Source organism: Pseudomonas syringae pv. coryli str. NCPPB 4273, from assembly GCF_000972175.1.
Classification (GTDB): Bacteria; Pseudomonadota; Gammaproteobacteria; order Pseudomonadales; family Pseudomonadaceae; genus Aquipseudomonas; species Aquipseudomonas syringae.
Genome location: NZ_AWQP01000004.1, coordinates 388,230 through 402,377, shown reverse-complemented (window position 1 = coordinate 402,377; position 14,148 = coordinate 388,230). Strand labels below are relative to the sequence as shown.

The window sequence follows — 14,148 nt, the reverse complement described above, 5'->3', positions numbered from 1 at the left end:
GAAGCCAACATCATCCATGAGTCACAGCGTCAGGCCGGAAAAGCGCAAGGGCTTCCCGGGCCAGGCGAGCGAGCTTCAGGCCATCGCGGTGACGCTGGGCCATACCTCTTGGGTCGCTTCAGTGCCCAGAAATGTCAGTGCGGTTCTTTGCGAATGGTGCCATGCCGCCTTGCTTTCCAGGTCCAGAAAATGCCCGGTGTCCGGAACTACGTTGAAACTGCTTTTGGCGATGTAGTTGGAAAACATGCGGGCATCTTCAACAGTGGTGTATTCATCTTTTTCACCGTTGATGAACAGCACCGGAATGTTGATCGAGGAAAAACGCTCGACGTAATTGCTGGCGCTTAGTTGGCGAATCTGGCTGATGTGAAAGTCGATCTGGCGATATTCATGCTCGGCAAGACTGATCAGGTGCTTGTAGTTATAGAGTTTGAACAGGCGCGGCAGGTACTTGCCCACGGTGTCGTTGAGCAGTGAGCCGATCTTGCGTTTTTCGCGGGCGGCGAGGTAGATCTGGGCGTTATCGATATAGTCGAGCATGGCCTCGTTGAGGACCGGCGAGAACGAGCTGATGATGGCCTTTTCCACGGATGGAGGGCATTCGGAGAGGGCCAGCAGGGCCGAGACACCGCCCCAGGAGACTGACAGCAGGTGGTTTACCTGATAGAGATCAATCAGTTGCAGGAGAATGTTTACTTCATCTTCCTTGCTGACAATCATGTCGTCCGGGTTATGCGCTCGGGATTGTCCTGAAAACGGCAGATCGAACAGCACCAGGTTGTAGTGCGGTTGCAAGTACTTGACCGTCTGCCCGAAAGAGCCAGTGGTCGACAGTGCACCGTTGACCAGCAGAATGGTCTTGGCGTCGCTGCCTTTCCAGTAAGTCTCGGCGTAAACCTTGTACTTACCGATGGTTAGAATCTTCGATTGTGCGCCCATAACAGCCTCCCAGCTAAAATTTTATCCAGCAATTAGTACAGCGTTCTCTGCTTCGGCAGCCATGCCAAAGCCTCGCCTGGTAAGTGGCGAAATCCGGTGAGTTATTATTCTGGGTGCAGCGGAAACGTTACCGCAGGAACTGTGTTTGCCCGGACATAGATAACGCAGTGCCAGCATTGCGACAAGTCACTGACGTCATAAAAATGTCTAGTTGCTCACAATTCACCTTGGCGTTTGGCCATCATCTTTTGCACAAGAGAAGGATTTAATCGGGGAAAAACGCCGTATCGAGCCTGAAAAGCGTATTTATTGGGAAGAACTTGTCAGTGCTGAAACCGTCAAGCTGCGTGCAGATTTGCAACATCTAGTTACAAACTTACGCTTGGCAGAACGCGCCAGATTAATATCGAAATCGCTGAAACCCTTGAGCCAGACGCATTAATCTCGTCAAAAAGCAGGCACGATCGTGCAATCAAGGGCTTGGAAGGTGCCTGAATCTCAGGCCAGCGTATTCACTGTGCGGCATTCCAGCAGCAAGCTTGCGCCGCCGTATTCGCTGGTGCCTATTTGCAGTGTAAAACCGTGCAGATTGACGATTGCGGCCACTACCGAGAGACCGAGGCCGAAGCCGCTTTGCTCGGTGCCAGCCTCACTGCGATAGAAGCGCTGGAAGACAGCGGCGCGCTCGGCGACGGGGATGCCAGGCCCGGAATCCTGTACCTCGATGCACGGCGTGGTGCCGCCTGCGGCAGGGTAGGCGCTGACTTTGACGATTCCGCCGCCGGGGGTGAACTTGATTGCGTTGCCCAGCAGGTTGGTCAGTGCCTCGAACAGCAGGGCGCGGTCGCCTACCAGGGTGGGTAACGTTTCATGCAGGTCGAGTATCAGGGTGATCTGGTCTTCTTCGGCCAGTGGCAGATAGAAGTCATGCAGCTCCTGCAGCAGTGGACGCAGTTCCACTTCAACGAATGCCGAGCGCCGTTGGCGGTCTTCCAGCTCGGAAATGCGCAGCAGTCCACGGAAGCGTGCCATCAGCGTGTCAGCTTCGCTGATGACCTGGGCAATCTGTGTGGCATGGGTCGAATCGTGGGCTGACTGCTGCTGAATACGGTAAAGCTGCGCACGTAAGCGGGTCAGCGGTGTGCGCAGGTCATGGGCGATGTTGTCGCAGACGCCCTTGACCTCGTTCATGAGCTTTTCGATGCGGTCCAGCATGGCGTTGACGATCACCGCCAGCATGTCCAGTTCATCGCGCCTGTTGGAGACCGGCAGACGGCCGGCCATGTCGCCGGCGATGATCGATTCGGCGCTGGCCTGGATCGCACGGATGCGCCGCAACGGCCGACGGCGCAGCAAGTGCCAGCCGGCAACCCCGGGAATAATGGTCAGCGAGATGCCCCACAGCAAGGCATGCAGGATCAGCGTGCTCACCGCAAACAGCGAGCCGTTCTCGCGAACCAGCACCAGCCAGCGGCCGTCCGACGTGCGATTGACGATCGCATCGCAACTGCCTTGCGGCATGCCTGGATCGTCCGATTCGATGCAATCGTTCAGCACATGAATCTGGCCGTCGATAGGCAGGTTTTTCGGGACGCTGGTGATAGGCCCGGCAACCGGGCCGAAGTTCTCGTCGAACAGACCGTAGGCATCCACCGAGCGGGTATCGAAGGTCATGCTGGTGGCCAGAGCGTCCACCAGACCCTGGCCCTCGAAGCGTGAAAACAGTTGCTGGCGATGGGTTAGCGACTGGCGGGCGAGGGTGTCCAGATAGGACGTCACCTCCCAATACAGCACGCCAAGCAGAATCACGCTCCAGGCTACGAACAGCGAGCTGTACAGCGCCAGTAATCGACTTGTGGATGATCGCCAGCCGTCAGACGGGTTCGGCAATGACATAGCCGGATCCTCGCACGGTCTGAATGAGCTGTGCGGTACCGGGTTGGTCGATCTTCTTGCGCAAACGGCCGATGTGAACGTCGATCAGGTTGGTGCCCGGATCGAAGTGGTAGCCCCAGACTTCCTGAAAAATCATCATTCGGGTGATGATCTGTCCGCTGTTGCGCATCAGAAACTCAAGCAGCTTGAATTCGGTGGGCAGCAGGATCAGCGGCTCGCCGCCGCGACACGCTTCCCGGGTGATCAGGTTCAGTTCCAGGTCGGCAACCTGCAAGACCGTCTTGGCGGCGCTGACCGGGTTGCTGCGTCGCAACAACACCTCGACGCGTGCGGCCATCTCATCCGACGCGAAGGGTTTTGGCAGATAGTCGTCCCCTCCGGCACGCAGGCCGCGAACGCGCTCGTCCACGTCGGAGAGGGCGCTGATCATCAGGATCGGCGTGGAAATGCCCTGGGCGCGCAAGTGGGTGACGATGGTCAGACCATCCATCTCCGGCAACATGCGGTCCAGAGTAATAAGGTCATAATCGCCACTCACTGCACGCGCCAGGCCGTCACGGCCGTTGTCGACCCAGTCCACTTCCAGCCCGTGGCTGCTGAGTTCGGTCACGATTTCCTTTGCAGTGATGGCATCGTCTTCGATTGCCAGAATTCGGGTCATGGTCCCTGCCTGAATAGATGCGTTCAAAGAGTCATTCTGCCTTTAAAATCCGCCGCGTTTCCTGAAAGAAAGTTTAATGATAGGGATCATATTTCTCGCTTTGCCGCGGAATCCTCTTCCTTGAGCTTCTGCGCTTTCTCCAGACGACGTTTTTCTTCCTTGTTTTTGCGATCACGCTCCATTTTCTCTGTGGTGTCTTTTTCACTGCGGATCTGCGCATGGCTGATCAAAGCGAAAATAAAACTGCCACCGATAATGTTGCCCGCCAGCGTGGGGCCTGCGAACGCAAACCAGAAATCCTTCCAGCCCAGCTCACCCGCGAACACAAGATAGGATACTTCGGCCGAACCCACCACGATGTGCGTGAAGTCGCCGAGCGCCATCAGGTAAGTGATAAGCACAATGATCGCTATCTTGGCGTTTTCCATCGACGCGATCATCCAGACCATGGTCGCAATCATCCAGCCCGAGACGATGCCCTTGGAAAACATCTGGGCCATGTCGTTTTCCATGACCTTGTGGCCAATTTCCAGAAACGCCTTGTCTGTGCTGGTATCGAAAATCGGCAGATTGAGCATGACATAGGCCACCGTCAGCGTACCGACCAGGTTGCCGGTCAGAACCACACCCCACAAACGCAGCAGCCGCCCGATATTGGCCAGGTTCAGCTTGCTCATGACCGGCAGCACAGCCGTGATGGTGTTTTCAGTGAACAGTTGCTGGCGCGCCAGGATCACCGCCAGAAAACCTGCCGAATAACCGAGGCTGCTGATCACATGACTGCCGGGGATGCCTTCGAGGCGCGAGTTCAACAGCCCCATCGCCATCAGCGACAGGCCCATGGTCAGCCCTGCAGCCAGTGCCGACCACCACAGCGCGGCTACGCTGCGCTCCAGTTCATGGTCGCCCTGCATGCGAATGGTTTCGTGCAACACCGCCGCGCGGGGCGGCTGATTCTCATCAATCTCGCGCTCTTCCTCGGCTGACAGGCCGGGGGTCTTGCCATCTACTTCGTGATCCATACAACGTCCTCAGCGCCAGTGATGAAATGGACCGACGGGGGCAATGTCGGGCCGATGGTTCAGACAGGCGCCGCGCGCTGTCGTTCGCCAGCGGCGGAGCGTATCGAGAAATGTTTGAGCCAGTTAGCAGAATGTGTCGGTCTAGCCCAGCAGATCGGCGCTCTGCACGCGTTCGATACCCATGCCCAGCATGGTCTTCCAGGCCTGCTCCAGCGAGCCGTTCATATCGATGGCGCGACAGGCGTCTTCGACCACAAAGGTGTTGAAACCGGCACTGCGTGCATCCTGCGCGGACCAGGCGACACAGAAGTCCAGCGCCAGCCCGACCACGAACAGCGTGTCGATGCCGCGCTCTGTCAGGTACCCGGCCAGCCCGGTGCGGGTCGTGCGGTCTGCCTCCAGAAATGCCGAGTAACTGTCGATGTGCGCATTGCAGCCCTTGCGCAGGACCAGTTGCGCGTGAGGCAGATCGAGGTCGGCATGTAACTGCGCACCGCGACTGCCTTGTACGCAATGATCCGGCCACAGCGTCTGCGGACCGTAGGGCAGGCTAATGCTCTCGAACGGCAGGCGCTGCGCATGGCTGGACGCAAAGGAAATGTGCCCGGCAGGGTGCCAGTCCTGCGTGATGACCACCTGGGGAAAGCGCGCACCCAGGCGATTGATCAACGGCAGCAACGCATCGCCGTCAGCCACCGCCAGTTGCCCTCCGGGCATGAAGTCGTATTGCATGTCGATTACCAGCAAGGCGCAACGAGGATCGGCAGGCTTGTGGGAAAGGGGCATCGTGGGTTCTCTGGTAAGGAGCAATAAGCGCAGTTTGCCTGTTTATCGCCACATTGGCTAAGCGTCATGTCTGGCCTGTGCGAGAGTATTTTTTGGGAATTCGTATCAGGCGTTAATACGAATCTGTACTATTCGCAAAAAAATCCTGCCGGGTCCCAAGAGGCCTGGTTTCTTGCCAAGGGCTGCATGTCGATGCGTCGTACTCTCGTTTCATTTTGCGTTATCCAGGCTATCTCTCAAGGGGCCTGGGCTGATCAGGTGGCTGGCGTCCAGCCTGCCATGGAGTTGCAGAATATCGATATCCAGGGCGCCGCCAATGCCGAAACGGCGCAAGGGCCGGTCGATGGTTATCGGGCTACACGGTCTGCCAGCGCAACGCGTACCGATACCTCGCTGCACGAAACCCCGCAATCGGTCAGCGTCGTGACCCGCGAAGCGGTCGAGGACATCGGTTCCACACGTTTGCAGGATGCTCTCGACTACGCGGGTGGCGTCGGGCGAGCCAACAACTTCGGCGGCCAGGGGCTGACCACCTTTACGGTGCGTGGCTTCACCACCGGCGAGTTCTACCGCAACGGCTTCCCGATCAATCGTGGTTATCCGAACATGCCGGACGCCAACACCATCGAGCGCCTTGAGGTGCTGCGTGGTCCGGCCACCACGCTCTATGGTCGCGGCGATCCGGGCGGCACCTTCAATGTGGTTTCCAAACAGCCGTTGGCCGAGCCTTCCGTAACGCTGGGCAGTCAGCTCAATGATCAGGGCATGAAGCGCGGAACGCTGGATGCCTCAGGGCAACTGGATGACGAAGGGCGTTTCGCCTATCGGCTGAATGTGGTGGGTGAGGGCGGCGATACGTTCCGTGACCACGTCGAAACCGAGCGCTATGGCGTGGCGCCGGTATTGAGCTGGCAGGTCAACGACGCCACGCGCATCACCTTCGAAGGCGACTTCATGCGCAACAACGCGCCGCTGGATCGTGGCCTGACGCGGTATGCCAATCAGACGGGTACCGCTTCCCGCGACACGTTCTTCGGCGAGAAGAGTGTGGGCAAGCTGCATAACGACAACAACATGGCACAACTGCGCTTCGAGCATGACCTCAACCCGGACTGGACGCTGGGCGGTGGCGTGCAGATCCTTGATGGTTCCCTGCAAGGCGATGCCATCGAGGCCAACGGGCTGGCGGCGGACGGTCGCACCCTCGGGCGCAACTTCAACTATCGCAAGCTGGAATGGACCGATCGCGATGTGCAGCTGAATCTGACCGGGCATTTTTCGGCGGGCGGTTTCGAGCACACGCTGCTGACCGGTGTCGAGTACGAAGATTATGACTACAAGTCGATCATTCAACGCTCCAGCGGTGCAGTCAGTGCCTACCCGATCGACATCTTCAATCCGGTCTACAGCCAGGCTCGTCCGGCACTGACCCGAACGACAACCCACGACAAGGAGAACCTCAAGACCTGGGCTGCCTTCGTGCAGGATCAGGTGGCCCTGACCGAGCGCCTGAAGCTGCTGGGCGGTGTGCGTCTGGAGCGTTTCGAACACGATTACGATTCTTTCCTGCCCGGCACCAGCAGTTGGACTGCCAGCGATAACGCGGTCACACCGCGCCTTGGCCTGAGCTACGACCTGACCGACGACCTTGCCGTCTACGCCACCACCGCTCGCTCGTTCAAGCCCAACAGCGGCGCCAGCCGACTGGGCGGCGGGTTCAAGCCGGAGGAGGGAAAATCCTATGAAATCGGAACCAAGTGGGAGGCGCTGGACGGGCAACTGAGTGTCGACACGGCGATCTATCAGATCGAAAAGCGTAACGTGCTGACCACCGACCCGGTCGATTCAACCTTCAGTGTGGCGGCGGGCGAGGTGCGCAGTCGCGGCCTGGACCTGAACGTGGTCGGCAACCTGACGCCCGAGTGGCGGGTAATGGGCAGCTACGCCTACGTGGACGCCGAGGTTACCAAGGACAACACGCTGCGGTCCGGTACACGGCTGATGAACATCCCCGAGCAAACGTTCAGCCTGCTCAACGTCTACGAGTTTCAGGACGGCGCCCTGCGTGGTCTGGGCCTGGGCGGCGGCGGTCGCTATGTCGACCAGCGCGCCGGGCGTACGGCCAACACTTCTTTCTCGATGGACAGCTATACAGTGTTTGACCTGCTGGCCTATTACAAGGTCAACCCGCACGTGAAGCTCAATCTGGACCTGAAGAATGTGTTCGACACGGACTATGAGGAAGGCTCGTTCGGCAATGTCTATGCCTATCCGGGGGCACCACGGACGGTGCAGGTGGGGATTGCCTATACGTTGTGATGCCGTGTGCCGGTATCGGGTTCTGATGGAGAAAGCCTGACCCTTTCAGGGGCAGGTTCAGCAGCGTGCGTAATGGGCGCCGGCCCTTGCGCACACGCGGCCTTGCATCATCAGTACTGATCGGCCGTTGAAAAACCGGCACGATGGCGAAGTTTGCCCCCTTGGAACTGTTCCTTGCCGGGCAAAATATCCGCTCCGGCTGCTTTGAGAGCGCTCATATTATCCCGCAAGGCATTGGTGGCGGCGTCCTTTTGCTTGAAGGTATTGTTTGCTGTCAGGTTGGCATTACCCACTTCGCCAATCTGGAATTTATAGCCAGCCTCTTTCAATGCCTTGATCTGGCTGGCGAGTCGCGAAGAGGCTTCGCTTTCTCTGGCATACACATGAAAACTTCCAATCAAGGCTGGGTTGTCGTCGCCATTGGCAGCCTTTAATTGAACGGCAAACTTGACCAGGCCGCTTTGCGGACCTGCGGTCAGACCACCCCCCCAATTGCTGTCCTCGACAACAATACTTCCTTTATAACCGGCATCGCGCGCGGATTTAATTAACGTGGTCTGCATGTCGGCCCATTCCTGACTTGCGCTTTTACCGCCCTGATGGAAGGTATCCAGTACAAAGCCTGTACGACTGCCAAACCTTTTGACAATGGTACTGATGTCGGCCGAGGCCTGCTTCAATTTGTCTCCCGTCAGCACGTTTCCGCTACCCTGGTTCGCATCATCGCGGAACGTGAACTGAACTTTTACACCCTGTTTGCCCCCTTCACTGAGCAATGCCCTGAGCTTATCCAACTGCCTGCTGTCCTTGATCTGATCGTGCGTCATCTGAAAGCGCAAGGTTCCGCCTCCAATCGCTTTCAGGTCCTGAATCATCTTCGTGGCAGCGGCAGGTGTGGCGATATCATCAGGATTGACGTTGGCTCCCCCGCGCAAGACGGGCTCGGCGGTTTTGACGGGCTCGGAAGCGGAAAGCTTGTCTTTGTCTTTGACTTTTGTATCTGGCTCGGCAGAGGTCGTGTTGTCTTTGACAGTGGCCACGTCATTGAGCACGGCCTTGGTATCGTCCTGACTGACGCGCGTTTTTTGACTGGCAAGTAACGCCGTGTCCGACGAGGATGCTCCATTCTCCAGCGATTGAGCATTTCGCTTGAACATTGCTCTGGTATAGACCGGAGAGGTTTGCGCCGCTTCAGCGGAGCGCCTGTCGGAAGGGGTGTAGGTATCGAGTTTCGTCTGCGTATCCGAAGTTGCACCCGTCGTGCCAGCGCTCGCCGGTTCCGGGGGCCTGTCTGCCACGACAGGTTTCTCGTTAGCTGCCATGAGGCTGTCATGTGGCCTGGCTGAGCGGATATTCATCGGATGTCTCAGTGGTCTGTGCGAAAAGTGACTGCGCCTGATAAAGCAGGAGAATGAATATCGAGGCAGGCGATAATGTATGGAATGACAATGTTCATATGAGCACGTCGGAAACTTAATATAACGATTGTGCAGCTGTTTCCATGTTTCTGTTGTTTATCGATACTCGGGCTCATCAGGGTGCAATTATATTCCGAGCATTGTCCATCGGGCGAGCAGGTTCGCATAGAACTTATTTTCCGTGCAGCAAAGTCTTCACGGTTAATGCGGTTCTTTTTTTTTGCCCGAAATACTGGTCGTTTACTGGCCTGGAAATGGGGGCCGACCGCGAGACTGGTGGTGAGGCTTTACAGGGGGCGACACGCAACGCCCGGACGCAGCGTGGCACCCATAGGTTACAGCGTGATGCTGCATGACTCTTCAGCCAAATACCCGGATCGGCGACCCCGCATGCCACGCCTGGATATCTTCGATCATCTGCCCGTAGAAAGTCCGGTAGTTGTTCTCGGTGACGTAACCGATGTGCGGGGTCGCCAGCACGTTGTCCAGCGTGCGGAACGGGTGATCGGCCGGCAGTGGTTCGATGTCGAAGACATCCAGCGCTGCGCCGGCGATTCTGCGCTGTTGCAGTGTTTCGATCAGCGCGGCCTGATCGATGATCGGGCCGCGTGACGAGTTGATCAGATAAGCGCCGGGCTTCATCCAGTTCAGTGCTTCTGCGTCCACCAGGCCGCGGCTGCGATCGCTGAGCACCAGGTGCACCGACAGCACATCGGCCTGCTCGAACAGTTGCTGTTTGCTGACATAGGTGACGCCGGACTCGGCAGCAGCCTCTGGCGTCAGGTTCTGGCTCCAGGCAATGACTTTCATGCCGAATGCCTGCCCGTAGCGGGCGATCCACTTACCGATACTGCCCAGACCGAGAATGCCCAGGGTTTTGCCATGCAGATCGCTGCCTATTCCGACCTGCCAGTTGCCGGCACGCAGCGAGTTGGCCTCGGCCACCAGGTTGCGGGTGATGCCCATGATCAGCGCCCAGGTCAGCTCCGGTGCCGCATGCTTATAGCTTTCAGTTCCACACACGACAATGCCCTGACGCTTGGCCGCAGCGGTATCAATCGCCGCATTGCGCATGCCGCCGGTGACCAGCAGTTTCAGCGTCGGCAGCTGGCTGAGCAGCGCCGCATCGAACAGGGTTCGCTCGCGCATCACGCAAATGATGTCGAAGTCTCGCAGGCGCTGCGCCATGGTCGATGTATCGGCAGGGTAGTCATGCAGAAAACTGACCTTGCCCACTGAATGGAGCACGGACCAGTCCACTACAGTGCTGGCGACGTTTTGCCAGTCATCGAGTACCGCTATTTTCAATGGGGTCATCGTCTGAAAGCCTCTTGATGGGGTTGTTTTTCAAGGCCAACGCTAATTGAACAGGCTGGCGGCGATGTTGATCGAAAAACCCAGAATCGCGGTGTTGAACACAAAACAGATCAATGACTGGCCGAGCACGACCTTGCGCATTTCACGCGTCGCTACGCCCACATCGGAGGTTTGCACTGCAACGCTGAGGGTGAACGAAAAGTACAGAAAGTCCCAGTAATCAGGGTTCTTTTCACCGCCCACAAATGCCAGTGCGGGCTCTTTGCCTTTCCAGGTGTAGAACATGCGTGCGTAATGCAGGCTGAAGATCACGCCGATCATCAGCCAGGAGCCGATGACCGTCAGGCCGGTGAAGGCGTGGTGAAGCATCTTGGCGTCGTTGGAAAGGCCTTTGCTGTTGGCGATTTCAAAAATGATCGCGGCCAGGCTGGCCAGCGCCGCGACGCAGACCGTGACCAGAATGACGCCTGCGTTTTCGTCTTCCCTCATCGCGACTCGCCGCACATCGTCGGCGTCGCTGCGCAGCGTGCGGATGAAAATCATGATCAGATAAAGCCAGACCCCCGTGTCCCAGCCAGTCAGCAGGCTCTGGGTCAGCGTCGAGTGGGGGATGAGCCAGGACCAGGCGATGCCTGCGGTCAGGCCGACCAGAGCGGCAAGGGTGAGGCGAGGGCGGGTGCGGGCGAGATGGCGCATACGGTCTAATCGTTACTGGACATTACCAGACAGTAGCATGCCGCTTCGGCAAGCCAAATTCGATTAAAAAAACGGCGCGCAAGGGGGTTGCGCGCCGTGTGCCAGCCAGAGAGTGAACAGGCGGCGAGTCAACTGCGAATGTCAGACCGATTCAACGCACCAGACAAGGCTGCTTGTTGTTGAATTTCCAGTCCGGGATCAGAAACTGCATGGCCACGGCGTCGTTACGCGCGCCCAGGCCCATGCCTTTATAGAGTTCGTGAGCCTTGGCCAGCTGGTCCATGTCCAGTTCGACACCGAGCCCTGGTTTCTTCGGAACCTCGACCTTGCCACCGACGATTTGCAGCGGCGCCTTGGTCAGACGCTGGCCGTCCTGCCAGATCCAGTGCGTATCGATCGCGGTGATAGTGCCCGGCGCTGCAGCGGCCACGTGGGTGAACATCGCCAGGGAAATATCAAAATGGTTGTTGGAGTGCGAGCCCCAGGTCAGGCCCCACTCGTTGCACATCTGCGCCACCCGTACCGAGCCCTGCATGGTCCAGAAGTGCGGGTCGGCCAGTGGAATGTCCACTGACTGCAGCTGAATGGCGTGACCCATTTCCCGCCAGTCGGTGGCGATCATGTTGGTGGCTGTCTTGAGTCCGGTAGCGCGGCGGAATTCGGCCATCACTTCGCGACCGGAATAACCGTTTTCTGCGCCGCACGGGTCTTCGGCGTAGGCCAGCACATGATGCTGATCGCGGCACAGGCGGATCGCTTCCTTGAGCGACCAGGCACCGTTCGGGTCCAGCGTAATGCGCGCCTCGGGGAAGCGTTCGGCGAGTGCGGTCACCGCTTCGATTTCCTGGTCGCCGCTCAACACGCCGCCCTTGAGCTTGAAGTCCTGAAAGCCGTAACGCTGATGCGCGGCTTCGGCCAGGCGCACCACGGCCTCTGGAGTCAGTGCTTCTTCATGGCGGATACGGAACCAGTCATTATCGGCCTCGGGTTCGCTGCGGTAAGCCAGATCGGTCTTGCGCTGGTCGCCGACATAAAACAGGTAACCGAGCATTTCGACCTGATCGCGCTGCTGACCTTCGCCCAGCAATGCCGCAACCGGTACTTCCAAATGCTGGCCGAGCAGGTCGAGAAGCGCCGCTTCCAGCGCGGTGACCGCATGAATGGCAATGCGCAGGTCGAACGTCTGCAGGCCACGGCCACCGGAGTCCCGATCGGCAAACGCCTTGCGTGCCTCGTTGAGAATCTTCTGGTAAGTGCCAATGCTGCTGCCGACGACCAGCGATCGCGCGTCTTCCAGCGTCTGGCGAATCAGCTCGCCGCCAGGCACTTCGCCCACACCGACATGCCCGGCATTGTCCTTGAGAATGACCACGTTGCGGGTGAAGTAGGGGCCATGTGCGCCGCTCAGGTTGAGCAGCATGTCGTCATGGCCAGCCACGGGCACTACCTGCATTTCGGTAATGACGGGGGCCTTGCTGGTGATATTGGATTGCTGAATGTTCATGACGGGTCCTTTAAACGTAAGGCCTTGAAAATATGACCGATGAAAAAGCGGCTGCGCACGTGTATCAGTGGGTCGCCGGCGTCTGAATGGCGGCGACCGGCGTCGCGCCAGGCTTGGGGTTATTGCGCGCGGCGAAAACGATGATTGCGGCGATGATCGAAGTGGCTGTCAGGCCATACAGTCCGCCCTGGATCGAACCGGTGTGTTCTTCCAGCAGGCCGAAGGTTGTGGGTGCCACGAAGCCGCCGAGGTTGCCCACCGAATTGATCAGCGCGATGACCGCAGCGGCGATCCGCGCGTCCAGATAGGCCTGCGGGATCGGCCAGAACAACGAAGAAGCCGACTTGAAACCCAGTGCTGCAAAGCAGATGGCGACGAAGGCGAAGATCGGACTGCCGGTGGTCGACATGAACATCCCGGCAGCCGCAATCAGCAGCGCAATGGCTACCCAGGCCTGCTGGCGTTTCCACTTGGCGGACAGCGTGGCGAACACGTACATGCCGATAATCGAAAGCAGCCACGGAATCGAGTTGAACATGCCGACTTCGAAGTCAGTCAGGCTGCCCATTTTGCGGATGATGCTCGGCAGCCAGAACGTCGCTGCGTAAATCGTCAGCTGGATGAAGAAGTAGATCAGGCAGAACAGAATGATCTGACCGTCCTTGAGCAGCTTGCCGATGGAGGCCTTGACCGGCGTCGCCGCTTCACGGGCAGCCTGTTCGGCATCGATGGCGTTGACCAGCGCATCCTGTTCTTCGCGGGTCAGCCACTTGGCATCGTGCGGTTTGGAGTCCAGCCAGAACCAGACGAAGAAGCACAGACCGACCGAGAACATGCCTTCGATGAAGTACATCCACTGCCAGCCTTTCAGGCCGAAACCGGTGATTTGCAGCAGCAGGCCGGACAACGGGCCCGAGATCAGCGAGGCAATGGCCGAGCCGCTGAGGAAGATGGCAATCGCCTTGCCACGCTCGACGCCAGGCAGCCAGCGGGTGAAGTAGTAGATCACGCCTGGAAAGAAACCGGCCTCGGCCACACCGAGCAGAAAGCGCAGGATGTAGAAGTGGGTTTCGGTCTGGATGAAGGCCATGCAGGCGGCGACGATGCCCCAGGTGAGCATGATTCGCGTCAGCCAGATACGCGCGCCGACTTTCTGCAGCAGGATGTTGGAAGGGACTTCGAAAAGGGCGTAGCCGATGAAGAACAGTCCGGCACCCAGGCCATAGGCTGCAGCGCCAATACCCAGATCATGCTCCATGTGCGAACGCACGAAGCCGATGTTGACCCGGTCGATGTAGTTGACGATGAACATGATGACGAAAAGCGGCAGGACGTGACGTTTGACCTTCGATACGGCTGAATTCAGAACCGAACCTGTGCCGTCGGCCATCCTGGAATTGGATGTGCTCACAGTTGAATCTCCCACTCGTTGTTTTTATGCGGGTATGTGCGAAGTGTGTCCTTCGCATTGTCGGTCATCATACAAGTAAAAAGCCGTTGTGCAATCCCTTCGCAGTGATGATCTGCGAGATTATTAAACCGGAGGCACTCGCCTTTGTGCAGGTGTGCCGGACGTACGTGACCGCGTTT

At 58.2% G+C, this 14,148-nt stretch carries 11 protein-coding genes; 1 reads left to right on the top strand and 10 read right to left on the bottom strand.

The features are described from left to right. Positions 1–75 precede the first annotated feature (75 nt). The 5 genes from P406_RS03645 to pncA all read right to left on the bottom strand — a co-directional run bounded on the left by P406_RS03645 (position 76) and on the right by pncA (position 5,304). Positions 76–939, bottom strand: coding sequence for an alpha/beta fold hydrolase (locus P406_RS03645; protein ID WP_003417546.1), 864 nt, complete (start codon positions 937–939; stop codon positions 76–78). 498 nt (positions 940–1,437) lie between these two features. After that, on the bottom strand, positions 1,438–2,835 hold the full coding sequence (locus tag P406_RS03640) for a sensor histidine kinase (RefSeq protein WP_003411536.1): 1,398 nt from the start codon (positions 2,833–2,835) through the stop codon (positions 1,438–1,440). Then, entirely contained in the window at positions 2,813–3,496 is a 684-nt protein-coding gene (locus tag P406_RS03635; protein ID WP_003343378.1) for a response regulator transcription factor, read from the bottom strand. Before P406_RS03635 ends, P406_RS03640 begins: the two co-directional genes overlap by 23 nt. A gap of 86 nt (positions 3,497–3,582) precedes the next feature. After that, complete coding sequence (locus P406_RS03630) at positions 3,583–4,518, bottom strand: formate/nitrite transporter family protein (RefSeq protein WP_046235366.1); 936 nt, start codon at positions 4,516–4,518, stop codon at positions 3,583–3,585. Positions 4,519–4,659: 141 nt separating this feature from the next. Further along, complete coding sequence (gene pncA, locus P406_RS03625) at positions 4,660–5,304, bottom strand: bifunctional nicotinamidase/pyrazinamidase (RefSeq protein ID WP_046235365.1); 645 nt, start codon at positions 5,302–5,304, stop codon at positions 4,660–4,662. A gap of 192 nt (positions 5,305–5,496) precedes the next feature. Here pncA and P406_RS03620 point away from each other — a divergent pair, with 192 nt between their 5' ends. Next, positions 5,497–7,623 (top strand): TonB-dependent siderophore receptor, encoded by a 2,127-nt coding sequence (locus tag P406_RS03620; RefSeq protein WP_046235417.1) that lies wholly within the window; start codon positions 5,497–5,499, stop codon positions 7,621–7,623. 110 nt (positions 7,624–7,733) lie between these two features. Here P406_RS03620 and P406_RS03615 read toward each other — a convergent pair whose 3' ends face one another. The 5 genes from P406_RS03615 to P406_RS03595 all read right to left on the bottom strand — a co-directional run bounded on the left by P406_RS03615 (position 7,734) and on the right by P406_RS03595 (position 13,948). Continuing rightward, on the bottom strand, positions 7,734–8,981 hold the full coding sequence (locus P406_RS03615; RefSeq protein ID WP_046235364.1) for a cellulase family glycosylhydrolase: 1,248 nt from the start codon (positions 8,979–8,981) through the stop codon (positions 7,734–7,736). A gap of 420 nt (positions 8,982–9,401) precedes the next feature. Next, entirely contained in the window at positions 9,402–10,358 is a 957-nt protein-coding gene (locus P406_RS03610; RefSeq protein WP_046235363.1) for a D-2-hydroxyacid dehydrogenase family protein, read from the bottom strand. A 42-nt stretch (positions 10,359–10,400) separates the two neighbouring features. Continuing rightward, positions 10,401–11,054, bottom strand: coding sequence for a DUF1345 domain-containing protein (locus P406_RS03605; RefSeq protein WP_003396441.1), 654 nt, complete (start codon positions 11,052–11,054; stop codon positions 10,401–10,403). A gap of 151 nt (positions 11,055–11,205) precedes the next feature. Further along, entirely contained in the window at positions 11,206–12,558 is a 1,353-nt protein-coding gene (gene gudD, locus P406_RS03600) for a glucarate dehydratase (protein ID WP_046235362.1), read from the bottom strand. 64 nt (positions 12,559–12,622) lie between these two features. Continuing rightward, positions 12,623–13,948, bottom strand: coding sequence for an MFS transporter (locus P406_RS03595; protein WP_003396445.1), 1,326 nt, complete (start codon positions 13,946–13,948; stop codon positions 12,623–12,625). Positions 13,949–14,148 lie beyond the last annotated feature (200 nt).

Bases quoted from the DNA above. Each gene is read 5' to 3' on its own strand.
- P406_RS03620 (WP_046235417.1), top strand. From the start codon at position 5,497: ATGCGTCGTACTCTCGTTTCATTTTGCGTTATCCAGGCTATCTCTCAA.
- P406_RS03595 (WP_003396445.1), bottom strand. From the start codon at position 13,948: ATGGCCGACGGCACAGGTTCGGTTCTGAATTCAGCCGTATCGAAGGTC.
- P406_RS03645 (WP_003417546.1), bottom strand. From the start codon at position 939: ATGGGCGCACAATCGAAGATTCTAACCATCGGTAAGTACAAGGTTTAC.
- P406_RS03615 (WP_046235364.1), bottom strand. From the start codon at position 8,981: ATGAATATCCGCTCAGCCAGGCCACATGACAGCCTCATGGCAGCTAAC.
- P406_RS03635 (WP_003343378.1), bottom strand. From the start codon at position 3,496: ATGACCCGAATTCTGGCAATCGAAGACGATGCCATCACTGCAAAGGAA.
- pncA (WP_046235365.1), bottom strand. From the start codon at position 5,304: ATGCCCCTTTCCCACAAGCCTGCCGATCCTCGTTGCGCCTTGCTGGTA.
- P406_RS03640 (WP_003411536.1), bottom strand. From the start codon at position 2,835: ATGTCATTGCCGAACCCGTCTGACGGCTGGCGATCATCCACAAGTCGA.
- P406_RS03610 (WP_046235363.1), bottom strand. From the start codon at position 10,358: ATGACCCCATTGAAAATAGCGGTACTCGATGACTGGCAAAACGTCGCC.
- P406_RS03605 (WP_003396441.1), bottom strand. From the start codon at position 11,054: ATGCGCCATCTCGCCCGCACCCGCCCTCGCCTCACCCTTGCCGCTCTG.
- P406_RS03630 (WP_046235366.1), bottom strand. From the start codon at position 4,518: ATGGATCACGAAGTAGATGGCAAGACCCCCGGCCTGTCAGCCGAGGAA.
- gudD (WP_046235362.1), bottom strand. From the start codon at position 12,558: ATGAACATTCAGCAATCCAATATCACCAGCAAGGCCCCCGTCATTACC.